Consider the following 25,816-nt stretch of genomic DNA (forward strand, 5'->3'; position numbering starts at 1 on the left):
AAAACATAGAGGGTTTTCGCCCTCTATGTTTTCAAAATATAAAGTGAGGAGATGAGCAATATGCAAAAAACGTTTCAAGTAACAGCAGAATCTGGTATTCATGCCCGTCCAGCAACAATGTTAGTTCAAACAGCAAGCAAATTCGATAGCGACATTCAATTAGAGTACAACGGCAAAAAAGTAAACTTAAAATCCATTATGGGTGTCATGTCATTAGGTATTCCACAAGGTGCGCAAATTACGATTTCAGCTGAAGGTAGCGATGCAGCAGAAGCGATGAATGCATTAACAGAAACGTTAGCAAAAGAAGGATTAGCTCAATAAATGAAACGATTGCAAGGGATTGCTGCATCGAATGGCATTGCCATTGCGAAAGCGTACCGTTTAGAACATCCCGATTTAACGGTTGAAAAACAAACGATTGAAAACCCAGCTGAACAAGTGAGCCGCTTGCAACAAGCGCTCGCCAAAGCAAAAGAAGAACTAAAAGTGATTCAAGCGCACGCATTAAAAGAGCTTGGCGAAGATAAAGCGGCTATTTTCTCCGCCCACTTACTCGTACTAAGCGACCCAGAACTCGTCCAAGCTGTTGAACAAAAAATTGAACAAGAACGCGTCAATGCAGAATTTGCTCTTCATGACGTCGCATCGATGTTTATTGCGATGTTTGAAGCGATGGATAACGAATATATGAAAGAGCGTGCCGCAGACATTCGCGATGTAACGAAACGCGTGCTTGCTCATTTGTTAGGAGTCACGATTTCAAATCCAAGCATGATTACAGAAGAAGTCGTCATTATCGCTGAAGACTTAACACCGTCCGATACGGCACAATTAAACCGAAAATATGTGAAAGGTTTTACAACTGACATCGGCGGTCGTACATCTCACTCGGCGATTATGGCACGCTCAATGGAAATTCCAGCCGTCGTCGGCACGAAAGAAGCGACAGCGACGATTCAAAACGGCGACATCGTCATTATTGACGGACTTGACGGTGAAGTGATCGTCAATCCGACAGAAGAAATCATTGCCCAATACGAACAAAAACGTGCCGCATTTGCTGCGCAAAAAGCAGAATGGGCGAAGCTCGTTCACGAGCAAACGATGACGAAAGACGGTCACCATGTCGAGCTTGCGGCGAACATCGGCACGCCAAACGACGTCGAAGGTGTGCTTGCGAACGGAGCAGAAGGCATCGGACTATATCGTACAGAATTTTTATACATGGGACGTAACGAGTTGCCGACAGAAGAAGAACAGTTTGAAGCATATAAAACAGTATTGGAAAAAATGGAAGGGAAACCCGTTGTCGTTCGTACGCTCGATATTGGCGGCGACAAAGAATTACCATACTTAGACCTTCCAAAAGAAATGAACCCGTTTTTAGGTTTCCGTGCTATCCGTCTTTGCTTAGATATGCAACAAATGTTCCGTACGCAACTTCGCGCGTTGTTGCGCGCAAGCGTATACGGCAACTTAAAAGTGATGTTCCCGATGATTGCGACGTTAGACGAATTCCGTCAAGCGAAAGCAATTCTTTTAGAAGAAAAAGAAAAGCTCGTTGCGGAAGGGGTTCCGGTGTCTGATGAGATTGAAGTCGGCATGATGGTCGAAATCCCAGCTGCTGCTGTATTGGCAGATCAATTCGCAAAAGAAGTCGATTTCTTCAGCATCGGTACAAACGACTTAATTCAATATACGATGGCGTCCGACCGAATGAACGAGCGCGTCTCATATTTATACCAACCATACAACCCAGCGATTTTGCGCCTCATTTATAACGTCATTGAAGCGGCGCATAAAGAAGGAAAATGGGTTGGCATGTGTGGGGAAATGGCAGGAGAGCAACTTGCTGTGCCAATTTTACTAGCGTTTGGTTTAGATGAATTTAGCATGAGTGCGACATCCATTTTACGCGTTCGCTCACAATTAAAGAAACTGTCTAAACAAGAAGCTGAACAAGTGAAAAATCATATTTTATCGCTTGCGACAGCAGAAGAAGTCGTTCGTTTCGTGAAAGAAACGTTTCACTTATAAGAACCGATTGCTTCGGTTCTTTTTTTATGAAAAAATCAGTACAAAACGGTTATAGACAGCGTGGCGTGAACCTTTTATAATAAAACTACAACTTCATTAATTTTCCGACAACATTCGACATAGCTAGGGGGGACTACTTTGTTTCGTTCATTAACGATGAAACTAACTGGTTTAATGGTCTTATTATTAGTCATTGCACTCGTTGCCTCGCAAACGGTCAACTACGTGCAAATGGCGTCTGTCATGAAAGATGATGCAAAAGTGCGGGCCGAGTCTCTTGTGACAGAGCTTGTTGACGATATCGAACATAGCTTTGATAGCCAAGAAGATGCACTAAAGCAATTTAGTGAAACGAAATCGTTTCAAGCGTTTACAAAAACGGAAGACGCTACGTTATGGAATGATATTAATCAGCAATTTTCGACATTTTTAAACATTCATCAAAAAGTGCAGCTCGCCTATATCGGTACGGCAAACGGCAACATGTACACGACACCATCTGTCGAGCTGCCGCCAGATTTTGATCCGACGACGCGTCCATGGTATAAAGCGGCTGTCGCTTCACCAGAAAAAGTCATTTGGACAGAGTCGTACGTCGATGCGGTGACAAACGATTATATCGTCACGATCGCTAAAGCGATTGTCGAAAACGGGCAAGTCATTGGAGTTATCGGCTTAGACGTATCGTTAAATACGCTCGCAGAAACAGTTGAGCAGTTTAAAGTTGGCTACAACGGATATCCGGTATTGTTCGATCAAAATAAATTTGCGATCGTTCATCCACAGTACAAAGGAAAAGATATGTCTGACCATCCGGTCGTCAAAACGATGTTTGCGAAAGAAAATGGTACTTACGAATATGAACAAGACGGCGAAAAACGATTGTTATATTTCCATACGATTCCGAAGTTAAATTGGAAAGTCGGTGCGGTATATAAGGAAAAAGATTTATTAGCGACGTTAACGACTATTGGGAAAACGTCATGGACAGTTGTTGTCATCGCAACGATTCTCGCCTCGCTTCTTATTTATGCCGTATCGCGTTCGATCGTGAGACCAATTATTCAGCTTAATGAGCGCGTGCAACAAGTGGCGACAGGCGATTTAACGGTGCATGTCGAGCCGAAAGGGAACGATGAAATTGCTCAGCTGACAAGCCACTTTAACGACATGGTGGCGCATATGCGCTCATTAATTGGCGAAGTCGATCGTTCCGTTGCAGAACTTGGTAGTGCGGCAGACCATTTAAGCGCCGTCTCCGAAGAAACGATGGCAACGAGCGAACAAGTGACAACGGCGGTCACCGATATCGCAAAAGGAGTATCAGAACAAGCGAGCAATTTAGATGCGATGAACGACCGCATGAACGACTTATCTGAAAAAATGGGTGCGGTGACGCAATCGGCTGAACGTGTGAAACAACTTTCGGATGAAACGAAAGAAGCAAGCTATATGGGCATTGAAAAACTAACCGTACTTCAAACGAAATCGACGGAGTCGCAAAATGAATTGCGTTCAGTAGAAACGGTCATTACGGATTTAGGTGCGAAAATGAAACAAATTGGCGCGATTATTCAAACGATTACCGACATTTCCGCACAAACGAATTTGTTAGCATTAAATGCTTCGATCGAAGCAGCAAGAGCAGGGGAACACGGAAAAGGGTTTGCGGTCGTTGCGGAAGAAGTGCGTAAACTCGCAGAACAATCCGCGCAAGCGACAGAACAAATTCGCCAAACGATTACGTCCATTCAACAACAAGCTACAATGGCGACCGAAGCGGTTGATCATACGAAACAAATGAACGATCAACAACAACAAGCTGTAACGGAAACAGCCGAATCGTTTATGCATATCGCAACGATGATGGAACAATTAACGTCAGCAATTGAGCATATTTTTACGCAAATTCATGACGTCAACGAAAATAAAGAACAAATTGTCGCTGCGCTTCAAAACTTAGCGGCCATTTCAGAACAATCGGCTGCATCGGCTGAAGAAGTATCCGCTTCCTCAGAAGAACAATTAAAAGCGTTAAGCACGGTGACAGAAGCGGCAGAACGGTTAAACGATATGAGCCGCTCATTGCAACAACTCATTCACCGTTTCCGCGTATAAAGCTAGGTATGATGCCTAGCTTTTTTACATGTTAATAATAATTTCTCCCTTTTTATATGCAGCTTTGGCATGTATGAATATGAACAAGAGATGACTAGAGAACAAATGGTGAAGCGAGCGGATGAAACAAAGCACGAAGGAAGGAATCGCGTCGTCGTTAGCGAATAGTATAGCAGGAGAGGAGGCGGATGAAATGAAAACAGCGATTGTTGCTGCGTCGAGCCAAGGGCTCGGTAAAGCGATTGCGACAAAACTCGTTTCCCAAGGCGTCCATGTTATGCTTGCGAGCCGCGATGAGCGAAAATTGCACGAAGTCGCTGAACAGTTAAATGCGCTCGGAAAAGGGAAGGCGGCATATACGGTGACAGACGTGACGAATCGTGCGATGATCGAGCAGTTAGTAGAAAAAACGGTGGAAACGTTCGGCGACATTCATTTGTTAGTCAATAATTCTGGAGGGCCGCCGACAGGGACGTTTGCGACGTTGACAGACGATGATTGGCAACGGGCGTTTGAGTTAAATGTGCTAAGCTACGTGCGTCTGATTCGCGCGGCGTTACCGCATTTGAAAAAGACGAAGGGGAAAATTGTAAATATCGCATCATCGTCCATTAAAGAGCCGATTCCGGGACTGCTTCTTTCCAATACGTTTCGCCTCGGCATCGTCGGCTTGACGAAAACGCTCGCGCAAGAGCTTGCCCCGTATGGCATTTTAATTAATACCGTTGCACCGGGACGCATTGCGACAGAGCGTGTCGCCTATTTAGACGAACAAAATGCGAAAAAGCTCGGCATTCGCAAAGAAGAACTAGAAGCGCGCATGAAAGCAACGATTCCGCTCGGACGTTACGGCACGCCAGAAGAATTTGCGAACGTCGTCGCCTTTTTATTGTCCGATGACAATACGTATATGACAGGACAGTCGCTTTTAGTCGATGGCGGCATGGTGAAAGCGATTTAAAATGGGGTGAAACATATGCAAACGATTGGTTTTATTGGACTTGGTGTCATGGGAAAAAGCATGGCGCGACATTTGCTTCGGGCAGGTTATTCGCTCGTCGTATATACGCGGACAAAACAAAAAGCAGAAGACATATTAGCAGAAGGAGCGGTATGGAAAGAGACGGTGAAAGATGTCGCTAAAGCGGCAGACGTCGTCATGACGATGGTCGGTGAGCCGCAAGATGTCGAGCACGTGTACTTTGGCGATGACGGCATTCTTGCACATGCAAAACGCGGGACGTATGTCATTGACTTTACGACGTCTAAGCCATCGCTTGCGGTACGCATTCACGAAGCGGCGAAAGAAAAAGGGATATTTGCTCTTGATGCACCTGTATCAGGAGGCGATATTGGCGCGCGCGACGGCACGTTGTCGATTATGGTTGGCGGCGATAAAGAAGCGTTTTCCGCATGCATGCCGCTTCTTTCCCATTTAGGAAAAAATATCGTTTGGCAAGGAGAAGCAGGAGCAGGGCAACATACGAAAATGTGCAATCAAATTGCGATTGCGACAAATATGATCGGCGTATGCGAAGCGCTCGTTTATGCGGAAAAAGCGGGATTAGATCCCGAACGGGTGTTGCGAAGCATTTCACAAGGAGCCGCATCGAGCTGGTCGCTTTCCAACTTGGCGCCAAGAATGCTTGCGGGCGATTTTGCTCCCGGTTTTTATGTGAAACATTTTATTAAAGACATGGGCATTGCGCTTGCAGAAGCGGAAACGCTCGGCTTGTCGCTTCCGGGGCTAAAGCTTGCGAAACAGTTGTATGAATCGCTTGCTGAACGGGGAGAAGAACAAAGCGGGACGCAAGCCTTATATAAATGGTATAAAGAATGGTAAAAAGGTGCTTTTAGCGAGCACCTTTTTTTATATATGACTCGATGCGATCAAGACCTTTTTGTAACGCATCCATTGAACAAGCGTATGACAAGCGAATATATCCTTCGCCGTATGTAGAAAACGCACTTCCCGGCACGACCGCTACTTTCGCTTCTTTCGCAAGCTTGAGGGCGAACTCAAATGAGGAGTGATGAAACGGTGCGATCGATGGAAAAATGTAAAACGCTCCGTTCGGCTTTTGTACGTCAAAACCGATCGATTGAAGCCGTTCATACACATAGACCATTCGTTTTTTGTATTGTTGTTTCATCTCCTCGGCATCGTTTATTCCGACCGTTAACGCTTCAAGCGCTGCTTTTTGCGAAATGGACGTCGCGCATGAAACGTTATATTGATGCACTTTTAATATATGTTCAATGACCCATTGTCGCGCAAATAAAAGACCGATGCGAAATCCGGTCATCGCATGCGATTTGCTGACGCCGTTAATGACGATCGTTTGGTCAGGAAGCCATTTCGCAATCGATTCATGCGTCCCTGTAAACACAAGTTCACTATAAATTTCATCTGAAATGACCCAAATCGGTTTGTCTTTCACAAGTTGAGCGATTTGTTGCAATTCGTCGCTCGTTAACGTCATTCCTGTTGGATTGGACGGATACGGAAGCACGATACAGCGCGTTCGCTCAGTCATAAACGGCTCGATTTGTTCAGCTAACAGCTTAAAATTTGTCTGGCGCGTATCGACATATACAGGTGTGGCTCCACATAAACGAATAATCGGCTCATACCCTGGATAAATGGGGGCGGGGAGAATGACTTCTGAGCCTTCTGTTAAAATCGTGCGAAACGTAATATCGAGTGCTTGGCTTGCTCCGACGGTGACGATCACTTCATCGGTTGTATAGCGCAGCCCATATTTTGTTTCAACAAAACGGCAAGCCGCTTCACGTAAAGGCAAGTATCCAGCATTATGCGTATAAGAAGTAAATTGCTCATCAAGCGCTCGCTTTGTTGCTTCTTTAATATGTTCCGGCGTCGGAAAATCAGGCTGCCCAATCGTTAACGAAATGATATCTTTTTCTTGTGCGACGAGATTAAAAAATTGACGAATGCCAGATAACTGAATATGCTGCACACGTTCATTGATCGGAAGCATCATCGTTTTTCACCTTTCTTCATTTTCTTTTTATTAAACAATAAAAGGTGAACGTTTCGCAATGTGTTTTTGCGTCAAACGTTCACCTTATGTGCTGTTCTGTCGTTTCACAGTCGATCATGCGCGCACATCCTCCAAATGACGATAGCGTTCTAGAAGCTCGTTGTATTGTTGTGCGAGGGTTAGAAACAACGCTTCATCCCGTTGCTCAAGCGCCTTGTCAATATCGCGCATGAGCCGATCTCTTTCGTAGCGAAACAACGCCTGTTCGATCACAAATTGTGCTGCTTGTTTGTAATCTGTGAGATCATACGGTTGAGATACGAGTGCCATATCATTGTACTTTTCAAACATGTTTCATTCCCCCTTAGAGAGAAGAATATTCTTCTCCTTTTCTACATTATAAAGAGTTTTTTGTAAATTGTAAATAAAATTTTGAAAAATGAAAACAAAAAAATAAAAGCTGACGAATGTCAGCTTTATATATTAATAACCGTAATCCCAGTCGATTTCTTCATCATGCCAAAGAACCGCTTCTGTTTCTTCGTCCACGACTTCTTCCAGTTGTTCTTTTTCTACATCTTCTAAAATCGTAACCGTATGATTTTCTTCAAAAAGAATGGCTAACCCTTTCATTTTGACACCTTCTCTTTTCGTGTTTTTCTTCACAAACATTGTAACGCCCTTCGCTTGTCCACGTCTATGATGTTCATAAAGATGTCAATGTTTTTGTTTTTTCTGAAAATACGAACGCATTTATGTCCGTTAGCGAGTGTGCTACAATACAAAAGGAACAATGATCAGGAGGCATCACATGTTTAGCGCTGTTATTAAACCGCTCGTTGTCAATATTACCATTTTATTTTCACTCGTTTTTAATGCAAATTTATTTTTTCCATTTCGCCGAAAAATGATGCTCACTTGGAAACAAAAAATGATGTACGGCGTTGTGGCATCGTTTACTGCCGTTTTATGTATGATGTATCCGATCCAACCGTTAGCGAAAACGAACTTTGACTTTCGTATGATCGTCATTTTAGTGACGACATTGTATATCGGAAAAACGGCTGGGCTGTTATGTACGCTTACCGTTGTGATCGGACGGTTTATGATCGGCGGCCCGTTTGCTTATGCGGGAGTGACCGTTTCCGTATTCGCATACGTTGTCGGCATGTTGTTTCGCTCGTCTTTTTTTAACGTCAAAAGAAAAATATTATATGGGCTTATGATCGTTTTTATTTATCTCATTTTATATATCGCAACGATTATGTATGCCGTTCCGCCGCTTTCTTGGCGATTTTATGTCGTTTACTTCGCTTTTTTTATCGCGATGTTTGTCGCGCTCGTTTCCGTCATCGAACGTCTCATTCAATTTAACGAACAGTTTGACGATATGATTTACGTCGATAAATTAGCGACAGTAAGCGAAATGGCCGCTTCATTCGCCCATGAAGTTCGCAATCCGCTCACGACGGTGCGTGGATTCGTCCAATTTTTAAGCAAAGATACGACCGATGAAAACGTAAAAAAGTTCGCTCCAATCATTTTAGAAGAATTAGACCGAACGAATGAAATTATTACAGAATATTTAGCGCTCGCCAAACCAGCGCCGTTTCAACTACAAAAAGTGAACATCGATGACATTTTACATACATCTGTCCATTTATTAAGTCCGCTCGGTACGATGACAAACGTATCGCTCCATCTTTATACAGAAGGAAAAAGCGATGTATATGGCGACGCTCATTATTTAAAACAAGCGCTATTAAACGTCATGAAAAACGGAATTGAAGCAATTGAATATGGCGGGATTGTGACGATTCATAAAACGGTTGATGAAAAAGAAAAGATAGTCATCATTACGATTCGCGATACAGGAAAAGGGATGACAAAGGAGCAGTTGAAAAAAATCGGCTTGCCGTACTATACGACAAAATCGAAAGGAACAGGGCTTGGCAGCATGATTACGTCTCGACTGATTCGCCAAATGGGAGGAACGATTGCGTACGAAAGCCGACTGAATGAAGGGACGACGGTCACGATTACATTACCGCTATATGAAGGGGATTAGTCCCCTTCTTTTTTCATATAGTCGATAAACATCGCGATCGTATCGATCATAAAAGTCGACAACGGTTCAGATAAGTGGGAAAACATCCATAGTTTTAATGCCCCGAAATATAGTTGAAGAGCGATTAACGAAAGCGTTTCGGAAGATCGTTTCGTTCGAATGTCCCCGCATCGTTTCCCTTCCTCAAATATATTCGTCAACATATGAATAAAAGGAGTGAACGGCAGCGTGTCATATTGTTTTGCGGTATAAATATGTACCATGGATTTCGTCACTTCTTTCCCGAGCTTTTCGTGCATCGTTGTTAATTCATAAAACAACTGCTCGATTTCCTTATGCCACGTTCGTTCCTCGCTTTCTTGCAATCTTTTGCATAGGCGTTCTACATGGGGGAGAATACGCTTTGTAACACTTCTTCTTTCGTGCGAAAATAATTAAAAAATGTCCTTTTCGCCACGCCAGCTTCATTCGTAATTTGCAAAACGGTCGTTTGCTCATACCCTTGTTTTTGAAATAATTGAAGGGCGGTTTGTTGGAGTAATATTCTCGTTTGCTTTTTTTGTCGCTCTTTTTTCATTATGAATCCCCCGTCAGCATCTTCTACTTTTATTATAGTGATTTTTACCTAGGGATAGAGTGATATTTTACAAGATGAAAATTTTGTTTAGACATGTATGATTCGCATATATATGGAAAGAAACGTGAAAAGGAGGGAATAGACATGTGGGGCGTCGATTCAGCTGCAAAAGTGACGGAAACGTTGCTTACGTGTGTCAGAACACAATACGGTTTTCCGCAATTTTGGGGAAGATATGTGACGACGGTGCCGAATGTATCGGATGGTTTGACGAAAGAAGAAATTGCATTTATTCGAGGGCGCGGCATAAAAATTGCACCGATTTACAATGCGTTTCGTGAGGCGACACAATACGAAAAAGGAAGAACGGCAGCGCGAAATGCGATTTTTCATGCGCGCAGATTAGGCATTCCGAAAAATAAAGTCATTTTTGCCAATATTGAAGATGAATTTCAAGTAGATGCCGCATGGATTCAAGCATGGGTCGATACGTTTTATCCGAGCGGATATCGTCCGGGCATATACGCCAATCCGACGAAAGGAGCGTTTGGTGCAGCTTATTGTGAAGCGGTAAAAAACGATGAACGCATCGCTCAACAAACGATCATATGGAGCTCATACCCGCGTCCGGGGGCGACGCCAGCGGCCAAAGCACCGACGTACCGCCCGAACGTGCCGAATTGCCGCGCGAGCGTTTGGATGTGGCAATATGGACGCGATGCCGACCGTTGCGCGATTGATACGAACGTGGCAAACCGAAAAATAAGCGACTATTTATATTAAAAATATTTTTCGTCCGCGATAAGAAGTATGATAAAATAACGGTAAATGATGTCGTAATGGGGGCTGTTTATATGGAAAATAAAAATGGAATTTTATTAGAAAGTGGAACAAATGAACTGGAAATTGTGGAATTTTTAATTGGTGAGAACCGATTTGCGATTAACGTCATTAAAGTAAAAGAAATTATTCATCCGATCGCACCGACAAAAGTGCCGCATGCCCATCCATACATTGAGGGCATTATTGAATTGCGCGGTGAAGTGCTTCCGCTTATTGATTTAGCGAAAGCGCTCGGCTTCGGAACGTCAAACAATCCAGCGCAAGATAAATATATTGTCGCGGAGTTTAATCAACAAAAAGTGGTGTTTCACGTCCATAACGTCACACAAATTCATCGCATATCGTGGAAACAAATCGAAAAACCGTCGCAAATGTATCAAGGATTGGAAAGTCAAATTATCGGCGTTGTGAAATTAAACGGACATATGATTTTGTTGCTTGACTTTGAAAAAATTGTCGTCGATATTAACCCACAATCGGGCATTCATGTTGAACGTGTACAAAAGCTTGGCAAACGTGAGCGGTCGAATAAAAAGCTAATCGTTGCAGAAGATTCACCGTTGTTACGTAAGCTTCTTCACGACACGCTCGCGGAAGCAGGGTATGTATATGTCGAGTTTTTTGAAAACGGCGAAGATGCTTTAAACTATTTACAATCGATCGTTCAAAAAGGAAAGCCGGTGGAAAGCGAAGTGCAATTAGTCATTACCGACATTGAAATGCCACAAATGGACGGCCATCATTTAACGAAGCGTATTCGTGAAGATGGGAAATTGAAGCATTTACCAGTCATCATTTTCTCCTCGCTCATTACCGACGATCTTCGTCATAAAGGGGAGCGCGTTGGAGCGACAGCACAAGTAAGCAAACCGGAAATTGCCGAACTTGTGCAAATGATTGATCAATATATTTTGTAGTAGGGGATGGCTATGGACCGTTATGAAAAATATCGCCAACATTTTTTAAAAAACATTCGCAAACGGCTAGAAGAATGGGAAACGGTAGATGAAATTTCCCATCAAGATGTATACGGCCTGCTTCATTCCATCGCTGGCACGGCCGCGATGATCGGAATGACGGATATCGGAAATTATGCGCGCCAGTTAATGGAACAATGGCGGGAAGATGAACATAAAAAATGGAAAGCGACGGATGTGAAAGAGCGGCTAACCCCGCTTTTTCAACTTTGTTATGAACAACAAATTGGAGACGTCACACAAGGGGAAAAAGGAACGAAAAAAGGAGACGAACCGACCGTTTTAATCATTGATGACGACCCGTCGTTTTTAATGTATGTGAAAGAACAACTCGAACAAAACGGCTGGTACGTTGTAGCCATTGCCGATCCGCTTAAAGCGGTCGCTTCGTTTTACGACGTTCGGCCGGATTGTGTCGTCATCGATATTCATATGGGGAAGAAAACAGGGTTTGAAGTATTAACGTTTTTAAAACAAAAATTAAAACAACAATTTATCCCGATGATTATGGTGAGCATTGATGATCGAAAAGAAACGCGCATAAAAAGCTATGAAATGGGCGCTGACGATTTTATTTCAAAACCGTTTGCGATCGACGAATTTATCGTGCGCATTCGCCGTCAACTTCAAAGAAAGCAATTAATTGACGAACTGCTTCTTTTAGATGAACTGACGCACGTCTACAATCGAAAATATATAAAGCAAGCATATGAACAATTAAAAAGCGATTGGCATCGCACGCACGAACCGTTTTGTTTAGCTGTGCTTGACATTGACCATTTTAAACGAGTCAATGACCAATATGGACATTTAATTGGCGATGTCGTTTTAAAACAATTTGCGCAATTTTTAAAAGCGAACGTCCGCGCGCATGATATTGTCATTCGTTTTGGTGGAGAAGAATTTGTCGTATTATTGCCGGCAACAGAAGCGACAGAGGCGTTTCTTGTGTTTGATCGCCTGCGCGAACAGTTTGAACGGATGACGTTTCAAAGTGGCGATATGGCGTTTTCGTGTACATTTTCAACGGGCATTGTTGAAGTGAACGATCCAATAAAGCCGATCGGCCATTGGATTGAATTGGCCGACTCTGCACTATATGAAGCGAAAAATACAGGAAGAAACTGCGTCGTGCTTGCGAAACAACAAAAAGCATCACATCGCCGTACGGTGAAAGTCGCGATTGTCGATGATGATGCCATTGTGCGCGCGATTGTGACAGACGTCGTCCAAAAAATGTTTACGAAAGAAAAAGTGACGCTCGATTTGCGTGCGTTTAAAGATGGCGAACAGTTTATGGCGTCCGATTGGCATGATGGAAAAGAACCGTGCCTCGTCATTTTAGATGGGGTGATGCCGAAAATGGATGGACTTGAAGTATTGCAACAACTACGAAACCGAAAAGACTCCTCGCGGTATAAAGTGATTATGTTAACGGCAAGAAAAAGTGAAAACGATATTGCCCGCGCCCTTGAGTTCGGTGCAGATGATTATATGACAAAGCCGTTTAAGTTGCTTGAGCTTGAAGCAAGAATACGCCATATGTTAAAAAGGATGAATTAGTCGTGCTCAATGAACTCGTTTTTTTTACTGTCATCTTAATCGCTTTATTCACCGTTTTATTTGCGATTTTTCTTTATTTAGTTGTCCGAAAAAGAAAAGATGGCAAATGGAAACGAGAAGTGGAAACGTATAAACAGTTATATGAACCGGTGTTATTTCGCTATTTAGCTTACGGTGACGAACAAGTCCCTGCTCCGTCATCGTCTGCACAACATGTCGCAATGATGGAGCTACTCGATCATTTTATGCGCGTACTTGCCAATGGGGGGATAAAGGAGAGGGCGACAACGTTAGCCGAGATGTATTTTGTCGATTATTTACGAGCACAACTTGCTCATCGTCGGCTCGGAAGAAGAATGAACGCCCTCTTTTTTATTGAAGATTTTTACCTTTGCTCGCTCATCCATGAGTTAGAAGCGATGTACGAACAAAAACAGTTAACGACGATGGAAAAGCGCCAACTGTTAAAAATGTTTGCGCTTTTTCAACATCCACACGTATATGAATATATGAAACAAACGGATGAATCGTTTACGCAATTTGACTATCGCCTCATTTTATCGCGCATGGACGATCATATGTTTACGAAAATGGTTGACCACTTTTTTGATTGGAATGAAAAAATACAATATGCGTTAATTGATATGATTGGTATTATGCAAAAACTTGCGCACGTTTCATTTTTGCGTACATTGCTTCGGCATGAGCAAAGCGAATATCGCATTCGCGCATTAAAAGCGTTAGCGGAAATCGCTTTTCCGCTTGATTCCGCGCAACTTCGCATTCATTTACATTCACCCGTTTGGCAAGAGCGGCTCATGGGGCTTCGGCTATGTGCGCGCATTCGTCAATATGAGCTCGTTGAGACGATTAAAGAGCTCGTCAAAGATCGGGTTTTCTCCGTGCGCTCCCAAGCGGCCGAAGCGTTGTTGCGCATGCCAAACGGCTTGGCGATTCTTGAACAAATCGCCCAAACATCAGATGACCGTTATGCGCGCGATATGGCGCTTGAATGGTTAGAAAGAGGGCGAGAAAATGATTAAACTTGCAGCGATGTTCGTCTTTTTCTTTATGATTGCGGTCATTTTATTTTATACGTTTTTACTCGTTGTTTCGCTTGTTCAATTGCGCCGTATGTACGAATTAGACGAATGGGAGCCGTATGAAGAAATGCTCGATGTGAGTTATACGAAGCCTGTTTCGATTTTAGTGCCTGCCTACAATGAAGAAGCCGGCATTTTCGCAACTGTTCGTTCACTACTTAGCATCGAATATCCAGAGTATGAAATTGTCGTCATTAACGACGGCTCAACCGACGATACGCTTGAGCGGCTAAAGAACGATTTCGATCTTATTCCGATCAAGCGCGTCATTCGTGAACAACTCAAAACGAAACGTGTGCGCGCAGTGTATCGCTCACGCAAGTTTTCTCATTTATTTGTCATCGATAAAGAAAACGGCGGAAAAGCAGATGCATTAAATGCGGGCATTAATTTTTCAACATATCCATACGTTTGTTCCATTGATGGCGACTCGGTCATTGAACGTCGCGCCTTTTTAAAAGTGATGAAGCCGATTGTGGACTCAGACGAAGACGTGATCGCCTCTGGCGGAAGCGTGCGCATCGCTAACGGTTGCGACATTGAAAAAGGGGAAGTGGTGCGCATTGGACTTTCCCGTCAACCGCTCGTCATTATGCAAGTCATTGAATATTTGCGCGCCTTTTTAATGGGACGTATCGGATTAAGCCGTCATAATTTATTATTAATTGTTTCAGGGGCTTTCGGTGTTTTTTCAAAACAATGGGTCATTCGTGCCGGCGGATATGCGCATACAGTCGGTGAAGATATGGAACTTGTCGTCCGACTTCATCGTCTCATTAAAGAAACGAACACAAATAAAAAAATTGTGTACGTGCCTGATCCGGTTTGTTGGACGGAAGCGCCGGAATCGATGACCGATTTGCGTAAACAGCGGCGGCGCTGGCATCGCGGATTGCTTGAAAGCCTTTGGCTTCATCGGCGGATGTGGTTTAACCCGCGTTACGGCTCCATCGGGCTCGTGTCGATGCCATATTTTTTGCTGATTGAATTTTTAGGCCCTGTCGTTGAGTTGCTTGGCTACATCCTCATCATCGTTTCGCTCATCTTAGGAGATGTGTATATTGAATTTGCGATTTTACTATTCCTCGTTTCCGTTTTGTACGGTTCGATTTTTTCCATGGCTGCCGTGTTATTAGAAGAATGGACGGTGCGGAAATTTTCGGGCGTCTCAGATGTTGTACGCCTCTTTTTTTATTCATTGACTGAAACGTTATGGTATCGTCCGTTGACGGTGTTATGGCGCTGTGAAGGAATCATTGATGCGCTGTTAAAAAGAAAAGGATGGGGAGAAATGAAAAGAAAAGGTGTGTCGAAATGATGAACAAACAACGTTGGCTCGTTTTATATGTCGTCTTTATTTTTCTGATCATTTCTTCACCGTATTGGTTATGGAAAATGAAGCCTGCCACGACGTTACACGTGTTGATTGTCAATAAAACGGTTCCAGATGATACGTATCGTGAACATAAAGGGCTCGTTTGGCTATTAAACCAACAAAAGTACGTGAAACCAAACGGGGCGCGCTACGATGTGAAAAAAGATTATGTCGGATTTATCCCGACGACAAAAAAAGAGCGGCCATGGCCGACATCGTTACAATCGTATGATGTCATTTATGTCGCCGATACGTACGGCGTATATGAAAATGATTTGACGATAGAAAAAAAGAAAGGGAAGCGCTCAAAAAAAGTGTACGGTGGCTTGACGGAACAAGAAGTTCATCGATTGCACGAGGCGATGTTTGCCGGAAACAAAACGCTCATCGCCGAGTTTAATTCGTTTGCAAGCCCGACGGATCCGTCTGTTCGCAATAAATTTTATGCTTTATTAAACGTCGAATGGACGGGCTGGATTGGCCGCTATTTCCCGAAACTTGAAGATGACGAAGTGCCTGTTTGGGTAAGAGAAAATTACGAAAAACAATATGAGAAACGATATGCATTTACCGGTCCGGGTTATGTGCTTGTTGATGAACACGATCGGCTCGTCATTTTGGATAAAAAAGAAATAGGAAAAAAAGGGGTGCTTTTTACTCCGACGAAAAAAGGAGAAAAAAAGCTTGCGATAGAAGGTTCCATTCCGTATTCGTATTGGTTTGATATCGTAAAGCCTATACATGACGAGGAAGTGTTGGCAACATATACGCTGTCGTTATCGGAAAGTGGGAAAGAAAAATTACAAGCGCTCGGCCTGCCGACGACGTTTCCAGCCATCGTTCATCATCGCAATGCGCGCTATGAGGCGTATTACTTTTGTGGTGATTATGCAGATGAAGGAGATGTACCGAGCATATATCAAACGGTCGGCATCGACGTATGGCGTAAATGGACGACGCGCCACGATCCGAATAGCACCGCATCGTTTTATTGGAAAGCGTATGTTCCAATGATGAAAACGATTTTTCAATCGATGCATCATGATGAAAAGCGTACGGTCGAACGAACGATTGCGAAAACAGACGACGGGATTCAACTCGCGGGACGCGTCGGAGAGCAATATATACAAATTTATCAAAACGGAAAATGGAAAAACATGTTGTTAAAAGGGGTCAATATGGGAATCGCAAAACCGGGTCATTTCCCGGGTGAAACGGCGATTACGAAAGAAGAATATTTCCGTTGGTTTAAACAAATTGGGGCGATGCATGCCAATGCGATTCGTGTGTACACGATTCACCCGCCTGCGTTTTATGAGGCGTTTTACGAATATAACGAAATCGCCGAGCAGCCTTTATATTTATTTCACGGGGTATGGGTGAATGAAGAAACGTTTTTGCGCACAAACGACGCGTTTGCAAAAGAAAATACGGATGAATTTGTTGCGGAAATGAAACGAACGATCGATATCGTTCACGGGCGCGCAAACATCCCAGCTCGTCCAGGGCATGCGAGCGGCATATATCGATACGATATTTCGCCGTATGTGCTCGGGTGGATTTTTGGGGTCGAATGGGAACCGACGGTCGTTCATGCGACAAATACGAAACATGCGGGGTTACTAGATTATAAAGGGACGTATGTGTACACAAAAGATGCGTCACCGTTTGAAATTTGGCTTGCGCGCATGATGGATGAAGCGATCGCATACGAAACGAAAACGTACGGCTGGCAACGTCCGGTCAGTTTCACAAACTGGGTGACGACGGATTTGTTAACACATCCGAGCGAGCCGTTAGAAAAAGAAGATTTCGTATCGGTAAACCCGAACGTCATATATCCGACAAATAAAATGCATAGCGGCTTGTTTGCGTCGTATCACATTTATCCGTACTACCCAGACTTTTTAAACTATGAGCCGAAATATGCGAATTACATCGATCATCGCGGCGAGAAAAACAACTATGCTGGCTACTTAAACGATATGAAACGAGCGCATCGCATGCCGATTGTCGTCGCCGAATTTGGCGTGCCGTCATCGCGCGGAATGACGCATCGCAACGTATATGGGATGAACCAAGGGTTTCATTCCGAACAAGAACAAGGAATGATCAACAAAAAATTGTTTGAAGACATCGTTCATGAAAAAATGGCAGGCGGTTTTATTTTCACATGGCAAGATGAATGGTTTAAACGAACGTGGAACACGATGGATTACGATAATGCTGACCGTCGTCCGTTTTGGTCTAACGCGCAAACGAACGAACAACAATTCGGTTTACTTAGCTTTGATCCAGCGGAAAATGAAACGATGATGATCAAAGTCGACGGACGAAAAGAAGATTGGGCATTTCAACAAATTGCTCCTGCCTTTCGACAAGACGGGCGCGCGCTCTATATGACGAGCGATGAACGGTACGTTTACATTCGTTACGACACAACGGTTGAGCAAGACAAAGACGTCTATATATTGTTTAATACCGTACCGAATCAAGGGCAAGCGACCATTCTTGATGTGCCGAACGTACGAACAGAAGGAATCGATTTCGTTCTCCATTTGCGCGGTGAAAAAGAAGGACGATTATGGATTGATAGTTATTACGATTCGTTTTATTATCATTACGGACACATGTTAAAGATGATTGACCGTTTGCCGTATGCGAACAAAAAAAATAACGGTGTATATCATCCGATTCGTTTGACGCTCAATAAAAAATTACAAATTAAAGGAAAAACGTATCCGTTCGATTTTTACGAAACAGGTGTCATGACGTTTGGTACAGCAAATCCGAACGATGAAGCATACAATTCTTTAACAGACGTAAGCGTCAGCAAACAAAAAGACGGGTATGAAATTCGCATCCCATGGGCGCTTTTAAATATGAAAGACCCGAGCATGCACGAAGCGATGGGAGATATGTGGCAAGGCGGGCTAGCAAGCAGCCGAACGATTGACGGCATTCGCGTTGGCGTGTATGAAAAAGGATTTTCGTATCCTGAACATTTAGATGCAAAACATTTTTATACGTACACATGGAACGGTTGGGAACAACCGACATATCACGAACGGTTAAAACGTTCGTACACGATTGTGAAACAAATATATGAAAAAGTAGAAGGAGAGGAGAAATAATGGCGAAAATTTTGTTAGCGGAAGATGAAGAAGTGTTGCGCATGCTCGTTGTCGATACGCTAGAAGATGAAGGGCATGACATCGATGAAGCGTGCGATGGAGAAGAAGCGTTGGAGATGATTAAACAAAACGATTACGATTTAATTTTACTTGATTATATGATGCCAATATATACCGGTTTAGAAGTCATTCAACAAGTGCGTCAAATGCCCGATAAAAAACATGTAAAGATTATGATGCTATCGGCAAAAAGTCAACAGGCGGATCAACAACGTGTAATAGGTGCTGGCGCCGACTATTTTATGGCAAAGCCGTATAGCCCTCTTGAATTAGTGCAACGAATCGAGGCGATTTTACATGGAGAAGATGCGTAACTATTTTCGGCAAAGCTTAGCAAGACAATTTGTCGTACTCGTCACTAGTTTTTTAGTCGTCTTTGTCATCGGAGCGGCATCTTTGTTTCTATATCAAACGTCGTTAACGTCGACGTTTGAACAGAAAAAAGAACAAATCGAAACGAAGATGAAATATGCCCAAGAAATTGAACGGGCGTTTAACCAAGCGTTTTCTGATGCGCGCGGCTATTTAGCGTTCAACCGAAAAGAATTTAAATTAAGCATTTTTCGCGAACAAGAAAATGCGCAAACCGCGCTTGATGCATTAGAGTTGGCAGCGACGACAAAAGACGATACGCAATTTCTTTTAAAAGCGCGCCAGTTTGCTAGCTATTATTTCGGCACGCTCGTTCCGCAAGCAATTGAAGCGTTTGAAAACGGCAATATGCAAAAAGTATTAAGCTTATCAGAAAACGGCGGAACCGCATCGATTGAACAATTTCAATTTCAAATGAAAACGTACAAAAATAAATTAACGGAACAGCTTGATGCAGAATTTCAACAGTTGCGCAATGATCAGACGACCGCGCAAACGGCGTTTATTTTATTCATTTTTACGATTTTGACGATTTTAATTACAATCGCGCGCATGATGATGAGAAAAATCGGCAAACCGCTCAATGAGCTTGCGAAAGTCGCTGAAAAAATTGCCAATGATGAGCAAGTCATCTACGACGTCCGTGAAGCGACAAATCGCGAAGATGAAATTGGAAAATTGGCAAACGCCTTTAACAAAATGTTAGCGAGCATTCAAGAAAAAGAAGAAAGCTTAATGGCGCACAACGAAGAATTGCTTGCGCAGCAAGATGAATTAGAGGTGCAACAAGCCGAGCTGGAACAAGCGCTTGAAACGATGCAGGCGCGGGAAAAAGAATTAAAGCGTCATAACGAATTTGTTCACGGACTATCGAGCTCATTGGATAAGCAAGACGTGTTGCAAAGCATCGTGTTTCATATGGCGCGCATTATGGAAGCGGATCGCGGCGTGATCGTTTTAATGAACGACGAAAAAACGCATGCGGCATTCGGATTGTCGGCGCATGGGGTGGAACAGTTTTTAACATATATTTATAACGGTCTACATCAACGATTGTTTGAGCAAAAAAAGCCGTTTATGTTAAAACGGGAAGTTTCAGCTTCTGAAAAAGGGTATCATGAAGAAACGATGTTTGTACATGACATCTTTTTGCCTGTTCTTTCGAATGAAAATGAAGTGGAAGCGATTTTAGTATTTAGTCGCTTCGGCGGACCGTTTTCTGATGAAGAGATGCAAGAATATGTCGGTTTAACGAAACAAATATCGATTTCACTGCAAAAAATTGCGCTATACGAACAGTCAGAACAAGCGCGCGAAACGGTACAACATATTTTAAATACGGTGCAAGAAGGCATTCATTTTGTCGACAAGAACGGCAACAGCAAGATCGTCAATAAACAGATGGTTGCACTGCTGCAAAAACAATCGATTGCTGAACTTGAAGGTGCCAGTTACGAACAATGGGCGCGCGGCTTAGTTGAGCAATCTGATGCAGGGAAAACATTGTGCGACTATTTACAGTCGATTATTTTTAACGGCGATGAAGAACGTGAACCGTTTGTGTACCATTTACCGCAAAAACGAAAAGTCATTCAAGTGTACGCCAAGCCGTTATATCGCAATGGGGAGCGACAAGGAACGGTATTTGTTCATCGCGACATTACGAAAGAGTTTGAAGTCGACCAAATGAAATCGGAGTTTGTGAGCACCGTCAGCCACGAATTGCGCACGCCGTTATCGAGCGTACTCGGCTTTACGGAACTGATGTTAACGAAAGAGTTAAAGCCAGAACGACAGAAAAAATATTTAACGACAATTTACCAAGAAGCGAAGCGGTTAACGGCGCTGATTAATGACTTTTTAGATGTACAGCGAATGGAGTCTGGAAAACAAACGTACGACAAAAAATACGAAGATCTTGTTTCAATTATTGAAAACGTCATTGATACGCAAAAAGTAAATACGACGATTCACCAGTTTCATGTCCGAAAAGAAACAGACAAAACGACGGTGCTCGGCGACCGCGACAAACTCGCTCAAGTGTTTACAAACTTGATTAGCAACGCGATCAAATATTCGCCAGAAGGCGGCAATATTACAGTACGCATATACGAACGAGGCAATCGACTATGTGTCGATGTGCAAGACGAAGGGCTAGGCATTCCAGAAGAAGCGATCCCGAACTTATTTAAGAAATTTTATCGCGTCGACAATTCCGACCGTCGCCGCATCGGTGGAACAGGGCTTGGACTGGCCATTGTAAAAGAAATTGTCAAAGCGCATGAAGGAGAAGTCACTGTCACATCCGAATTGAAAAAAGGAAGTACGTTTACCGTTTCCTTGCCGCTTGTCACGTTGGCGCGCGGTGGAGATGATGAACGCGAAACGGATGAAAAACAAGCGCGTGCGCACGTCATTATTGTTGAAGATGATGAAAATTTAGCTGCGTTATTAGAAGCGGAATTAAAAGATAGCGGGTTTCGCGTCAAACTCGTCAAAGAAGGAAAAAAGGCGATTGAGCTCATTCAAAAAGAAAAACCGGATGCGGTCGTGTTAGACATTATGTTAGAAGAACATGACGCATCTGGTTGGGATGTGTTAAAAGCATTAAAGCAAAATGAAGAGCTCGCCCATATTCCAATTATTATTTCTTCGGCGTTAGAAGAACGGGAAAAAGGAATGGCGCTCGGCGCAAATAGTTATTTAGTAAAACCGTATCAACCGAGCCAACTATCGAAAACGATTTTGCAAATGTTGTTGAATAAAGAGCGACAAGGAGAGATTTTTGTCCCACTGAACGAGGAAGCCAATTAAGGTTTCCTCTTTTTTTTGCATAAAAAACGTTTGTCATTGCAAACTAGTAAAAAACGAAGCGGAAGAAAAAGGGGACAAGATGATGTGGTTTACAAAAAAAAATCGAATAGATGATGTGGCGAAACAGCTTGCCCATTCGCCAGATTTTATGTGCCGCCGCATTGCATGTAAAGGAAAAAACGTGTACGTTCTTTTTTTAAGCAATTTAATTAATCACGCTCATCTTCAACAAAACGTCCTAGCCTTTATTCATGAACAACAACACGTATCGATTGAGCAGCTGGCGCGCTGTTTGCCGATTGGCGCAGTGAGCATATGTGAAACGGAAAAAGAAATGGCGTCATATATACGCGACGGTTGGGCGGGCATTTACATCGAAAAAGAAAAGCGTGGTCTTGTCGTCAACATCGCAGAAAAAGTCGAACGTTCGCTTGAAAAAGCGGAAACGGAATCGCTTGTCCTCGGTCCGAAAATGTCGTTTACCGAGTCCATCGATACGAACATTCGTATTTTGCGCCAAAATATTACCGATCAAAAATTAGTGACTGAAAAAATGACGATCGGGGTGCGCAACCCGCTCGATGTGCGCGTCGTATACATTGAGGACATCGCCGATCAAACAAACGTTCAAACAGTGAAGCAACGGTTAACGGAATTGCAAATTGACGAAGTGATCGACAGCTCCATTTTAGCGCAACTATTAGACGATCATGCATATACGATTTTTCCGCAATATTTATTAACGGAACTTCCTGACCGATTAGCGTATAGTTTATTAAAAGGGCGCATCGGCATTTTTGTTGATCGTAGCCCGACGGTCATCATTTGTCCGACAACGTTTTTTAGCTTTTTTGAGACGACGGAAGACATTTATTTACGCTGGACGATGAGCACCGTCTTGCGCGCGGTACGAATGCTTGGCATTTTCGCTTCCATTTTTTTATCACCGTTATATGTCGCCGTCATTACATATCATTACGAAGTCATTCCGTCCGCTTTATTGTTAACGATTGGCGAATCCCGTTCGCGCGTGCCCTTTCCTCCTGTCATTGAAGCGTTATTTTTAGAATTTATGATTGAACTATTGCGTGAAGCAGGGGCGCGCTTGCCGACAAAAGTCGGTCAAACGATGGGTATCGTTGGCGGTATCGTTCTCGGACAGGCTGCAGTGGATGCCGGATTTACGAGCAACGTGCTCATCATTATTGTTGCATTAAGCGCGCTCGGTTCGTTTACGGCACCAAGTTATGAAATGGGGGCAACGATTCGCATTTTACGCTTCCCAATCATTTTACTCGCGGCGCTTTGGGGGCTCGTTGGCATATTTATTGGCGTCAGCCTGTTGCTTATTCATTTATTAAAGCTTACATCGCTTGGACGTCCATATTTATCGCCGATGTATCCGTTTCGTTTTGCAGATATGAAATATGCGCTCATTCGTTTGCCGATTAAGTTTTATAACGAACGTCCGAAAACGAACCGTCCGCAAAACTCCCGCCGTTTTTCATGGCGTGAAGCGATGAAACGAAAGGATTTGGATGAATGATGAAAACGCCAAACGAACGGCTATCCGTGAATGCGTATCTCGTTTTTTTTCTCGTTCATACCGCGCAAATTGGCCTCGGCATCGTCGGCGTGCAGCGCGTCATTTTCGTTGAAGCGCGCCAAGATGCATGGATTGCCGTCCTTATTAGCGGGTTATGGATTCATCTTATCGTTTTCGTCATTTGCCAAACGTTAAAATCGTCGGAACATGACAACATTTTTTCGCTTCATACGTTCGTGTATGGACGTGTGCTCGGTTGGATCATAAACGCAGCGGTTGTCGTTTATTTTTTAATGGCGTATACGTCTATTTTGCTCGGTTATGTGGAGATGGCATTAACGTGGATGTACCCCGATTTTCCGCTTTGGGGCGGTGCGCTCATTTTAGTGCTTTTAACGGTATATGCCTTATATGGCGGCGGGTTTCGGCTCGTGGCTGGCGTTAGTTTTTTAACGTTTTTTATGACCATTTGGATCGTTGTTGTCGTTTTTCAACCGTTGAAATATGCGGAGTGGATTCATTTACTCCCTATATTGGAAGCGACGCCGAAGCAAATGATGAACGGCGTATTAAAAACGTCTTACACGATGCTTGGATTTGAAGTGTTATATATCATTTATCCGTTTGTAAAAGAAAAAGAGCGCGTTCATCGCTATGCGCAACTTGGTGTGTTATTGACGACATTGCTCGTTGCTGCGGTGACGGTCATTGCGATTGCTTTTTTTAGTCCGAAACAACTCGATGTCACCATTTGGGCATCGTTATCGATGTTTACGATCATCAAATTTCCGTTTATTGAGCGGTTTGAATATATCGTCATCCCGCTTTGGTTGCTCGTCATTTTGCCGAATTTACTCATGTTTATGTGGGCGATGACGCGCGGTGGAAAAGCGCTTTTTCATATCAAACAAAAATACGGGTTATTTCTTTTTGCGGGTTTATCTTTTGCGGTTGCGGTTATTTTTGAAAAGCGAGCGACAATTAACAAATTTATTGATCAAGTCGGATGGTATGGGTTTTGGTTGAGCTTCGTCTATCCGTTTTTCTTATATGTTTTTGTGCGCATCAAAACATGGGCAAAGGGGAGCGCAAAATGAAATGGTTGATCATCGTCATGTTGTTGCTTAGCGGTTGTGTATCCCCGCGCGTATTAGAGCGACAAGGCATTATTACAGCAGCAGGATTTGATAAAAAAGGAAATATGTATGAAGGTGGATCGGTTATGCTTTCGTTCCAAACGACAGGTTCATCGATGTCCGAAGTGATTGAAGCGACAAATAAAACGAGCAAAGGGCTTCGCCAAGATTTAGAGGCGCAAACGAGCCACGATTTAGGTTCGGGACAAATTCGCGTCGTTGTATACGGAAAGGAGCTAGCAAAGAAAGAAGGGATTTTTCCACTCACCGACACGCTACAACGCGATGCGAACATCGGCTCGCTCGTTTATTTAGCTATTGCGGAGCCGAGCGCAAAAACAGTCATAAAAAGTAAAAAACATGAAGATACGCCCGATATTGGAACATATTTATATCGATTAATTGAAAAAAATTTGCGCAGTGAATCGCTATTAGCCGCCACGTTGCACGAGTTCATTCATAGTTATTACGACGTTGGCAAAGATCCGGTTTTACCTTGTTTATCATTGCGTGACGACAAACCGATTATTGAAAAAGTAGCGCTCTTTCGCGGAGACAAATTTGTCGGAACGGTGCGACTCGACGAAAGTTTTTACATTAAAATGTTAGCCTCAGAGTATAACACTGGACTAAAAAATGTGACGGTGTCGCGCGAAGATGTCGCTCCGTTATTAATAAAGAAAAAGGGAAAAAAAGTGAATATTGTGTTTAACGAAATTCGGACGAAACGGAAAATTAAGCTCGTTCGCCAAAAACCATTTCCGCATTTTCGTGTTACGGTCAAGATGCAAACGGAAATTTTAGAGATGTCTGAAAAAATGAAGCCAATTATGCAAGCGAATATACACGTGCTTGAGCGGGCAATTGAAAAACAAATGAAAAAAGAAATCAATCAGCTATTGGAGAAATTAAAAGCATATGAAACGGACCCGATCGGATTTGGACAAATATATGACCATTCGGTGCGCAAATTACAGTTGACAAATAAACAATGGTTGCCATTGTACAAAGATGCACGGATCGACGTCGATGTGAACGTATCGATTTTACGCACAGGAACAATTGACTAAATTTCGTTTCTTTCT

General features: G+C 43.2%; 22 protein-coding genes. 17 read left to right on the forward strand and 5 right to left on the reverse strand.

Annotated elements, in window-relative coordinates; all coding sequences use genetic code 11:
* Window positions 1-51 precede the first annotated feature (51 nt).
* The 5 genes from AFK25_RS04635 to AFK25_RS04655 all read left to right on the forward strand — a co-directional run bounded on the left by AFK25_RS04635 (window position 52) and on the right by AFK25_RS04655 (window position 6,001).
* Window positions 52-324: a phosphocarrier protein HPr gene (locus AFK25_RS04635; RefSeq protein ID WP_019418009.1), complete on the forward strand. Its 273-nt coding sequence runs from the start codon at window positions 52-54 to the stop codon at window positions 322-324.
* Complete coding sequence (gene ptsP, locus AFK25_RS04640) at window positions 325-2,040, forward strand: phosphoenolpyruvate--protein phosphotransferase (RefSeq protein ID WP_019418008.1); 1,716 nt, start codon at window positions 325-327, stop codon at window positions 2,038-2,040.
* Window positions 2,041-2,178: 138 nt separating this feature from the next.
* A complete protein-coding gene (locus AFK25_RS04645) occupies window positions 2,179-4,158 on the forward strand; it encodes a methyl-accepting chemotaxis protein (protein ID WP_035064086.1) in 1,980 nt (659 codons plus the stop codon).
* Window positions 4,159-4,351: 193 nt separating this feature from the next.
* Entirely contained in the window at window positions 4,352-5,119 is a 768-nt protein-coding gene (locus AFK25_RS04650; protein WP_026011745.1) for an SDR family oxidoreductase, read from the forward strand.
* 15 nt (window positions 5,120-5,134) lie between these two features.
* On the forward strand, window positions 5,135-6,001 hold the full coding sequence (locus tag AFK25_RS04655) for an NAD(P)-dependent oxidoreductase (protein ID WP_035064083.1): 867 nt from the start codon (window positions 5,135-5,137) through the stop codon (window positions 5,999-6,001).
* A 10-nt stretch (window positions 6,002-6,011) separates the two neighbouring features.
* On the opposite strand, the gene AFK25_RS04660 is transcribed toward AFK25_RS04655, so the two are convergent.
* The 3 genes from AFK25_RS04660 to AFK25_RS04670 all read right to left on the reverse strand — a co-directional run bounded on the left by AFK25_RS04660 (window position 6,012) and on the right by AFK25_RS04670 (window position 7,835).
* Entirely contained in the window at window positions 6,012-7,163 is a 1,152-nt protein-coding gene (locus AFK25_RS04660; protein WP_035064081.1) for an aminotransferase A, read from the reverse strand.
* Between the two features lie 114 nt (window positions 7,164-7,277).
* The gene (locus tag AFK25_RS04665; protein ID WP_009362569.1) at window positions 7,278-7,514 is read right to left on the reverse strand and encodes an IDEAL domain-containing protein; all 237 of its coding nucleotides are present in this window, start codon (window positions 7,512-7,514) and stop codon (window positions 7,278-7,280) included.
* Window positions 7,515-7,646: 132 nt separating this feature from the next.
* Window positions 7,647-7,835: a hypothetical protein gene (locus AFK25_RS04670; RefSeq protein ID WP_035064079.1), complete on the reverse strand. Its 189-nt coding sequence runs from the start codon at window positions 7,833-7,835 to the stop codon at window positions 7,647-7,649.
* 139 nt (window positions 7,836-7,974) lie between these two features.
* Between AFK25_RS04670 and AFK25_RS04675 the strand changes: the two genes are divergently transcribed.
* Window positions 7,975-9,231 (forward strand): ATP-binding protein, encoded by a 1,257-nt coding sequence (locus tag AFK25_RS04675; protein WP_035064076.1) that lies wholly within the window; start codon window positions 7,975-7,977, stop codon window positions 9,229-9,231.
* On the opposite strand, the gene AFK25_RS15220 is transcribed toward AFK25_RS04675, so the two are convergent.
* Both AFK25_RS15220 and AFK25_RS15225 read right to left on the reverse strand, forming a co-directional pair.
* On the reverse strand, window positions 9,228-9,551 hold the full coding sequence (locus tag AFK25_RS15220; RefSeq protein ID WP_020424576.1) for a hypothetical protein: 324 nt from the start codon (window positions 9,549-9,551) through the stop codon (window positions 9,228-9,230). The two genes, AFK25_RS04675 and AFK25_RS15220, sit on opposite strands and share 4 nt — an antisense overlap.
* A 62-nt stretch (window positions 9,552-9,613) precedes the next feature.
* Window positions 9,614-9,808 (reverse strand): TetR/AcrR family transcriptional regulator, encoded by a 195-nt coding sequence (locus tag AFK25_RS15225; RefSeq protein ID WP_019418001.1) that lies wholly within the window; start codon window positions 9,806-9,808, stop codon window positions 9,614-9,616.
* 144 nt (window positions 9,809-9,952) lie between these two features.
* Here AFK25_RS15225 and AFK25_RS04685 point away from each other — a divergent pair, with 144 nt between their 5' ends.
* The 11 genes from AFK25_RS04685 to AFK25_RS04735 all read left to right on the forward strand — a co-directional run bounded on the left by AFK25_RS04685 (window position 9,953) and on the right by AFK25_RS04735 (window position 25,801).
* On the forward strand, window positions 9,953-10,591 hold the full coding sequence (locus AFK25_RS04685) for a glycoside hydrolase domain-containing protein (RefSeq protein WP_035064073.1): 639 nt from the start codon (window positions 9,953-9,955) through the stop codon (window positions 10,589-10,591).
* A 71-nt stretch (window positions 10,592-10,662) separates the two neighbouring features.
* Window positions 10,663-11,568: a chemotaxis protein gene (locus AFK25_RS04690; RefSeq protein ID WP_035064071.1), complete on the forward strand. Its 906-nt coding sequence runs from the start codon at window positions 10,663-10,665 to the stop codon at window positions 11,566-11,568.
* Window positions 11,569-11,580: 12 nt separating this feature from the next.
* The gene (locus AFK25_RS04695) at window positions 11,581-13,191 is read left to right on the forward strand and encodes a diguanylate cyclase (protein ID WP_035064068.1); all 1,611 of its coding nucleotides are present in this window, start codon (window positions 11,581-11,583) and stop codon (window positions 13,189-13,191) included.
* Between the two features lie 2 nt (window positions 13,192-13,193).
* Window positions 13,194-14,234, forward strand: a complete 1,041-nt coding sequence (locus AFK25_RS04700; protein WP_035064066.1) for a HEAT repeat domain-containing protein — start codon at window positions 13,194-13,196, stop codon at window positions 14,232-14,234.
* Window positions 14,227-15,612 carry a glycosyltransferase family 2 protein gene (locus tag AFK25_RS04705; protein WP_035064064.1) on the forward strand — a complete coding sequence of 462 codons (1,386 nt, stop codon included), beginning with the start codon at window positions 14,227-14,229 and terminating at the stop codon, window positions 15,610-15,612. Before AFK25_RS04700 ends, AFK25_RS04705 begins: the two co-directional genes overlap by 8 nt.
* Window positions 15,609-18,803 (forward strand): hypothetical protein, encoded by a 3,195-nt coding sequence (locus AFK25_RS04710; RefSeq protein WP_205626205.1) that lies wholly within the window; start codon window positions 15,609-15,611, stop codon window positions 18,801-18,803. Before AFK25_RS04705 ends, AFK25_RS04710 begins: the two co-directional genes overlap by 4 nt.
* A complete protein-coding gene (locus AFK25_RS04715) occupies window positions 18,803-19,177 on the forward strand; it encodes a response regulator transcription factor (RefSeq protein ID WP_035064062.1) in 375 nt (124 codons plus the stop codon). Before AFK25_RS04710 ends, AFK25_RS04715 begins: the two co-directional genes overlap by 1 nt.
* Window positions 19,161-22,049, forward strand: a complete 2,889-nt coding sequence (locus tag AFK25_RS04720) for an ATP-binding protein (protein ID WP_035064061.1) — start codon at window positions 19,161-19,163, stop codon at window positions 22,047-22,049. Before AFK25_RS04715 ends, AFK25_RS04720 begins: the two co-directional genes overlap by 17 nt.
* 79 nt (window positions 22,050-22,128) lie before the next feature.
* Window positions 22,129-23,595 (forward strand): spore germination protein, encoded by a 1,467-nt coding sequence (locus AFK25_RS04725; protein WP_035064059.1) that lies wholly within the window; start codon window positions 22,129-22,131, stop codon window positions 23,593-23,595.
* The gene (locus AFK25_RS04730; protein ID WP_035064057.1) at window positions 23,592-24,692 is read left to right on the forward strand and encodes a GerAB/ArcD/ProY family transporter; all 1,101 of its coding nucleotides are present in this window, start codon (window positions 23,592-23,594) and stop codon (window positions 24,690-24,692) included. The genes AFK25_RS04725 and AFK25_RS04730 overlap by 4 nt, the downstream gene beginning before the upstream one ends.
* The gene (locus AFK25_RS04735) at window positions 24,689-25,801 is read left to right on the forward strand and encodes a Ger(x)C family spore germination protein (RefSeq protein ID WP_035064055.1); all 1,113 of its coding nucleotides are present in this window, start codon (window positions 24,689-24,691) and stop codon (window positions 25,799-25,801) included. The genes AFK25_RS04730 and AFK25_RS04735 overlap by 4 nt, the downstream gene beginning before the upstream one ends.
* Window positions 25,802-25,816 lie beyond the last annotated feature (15 nt).

It is taken from the genome of Anoxybacillus gonensis, assembly GCF_001187595.1.
In the GTDB taxonomy this organism is placed as follows: domain Bacteria; phylum Bacillota; class Bacilli; order Bacillales; family Anoxybacillaceae; genus Anoxybacillus; species Anoxybacillus gonensis.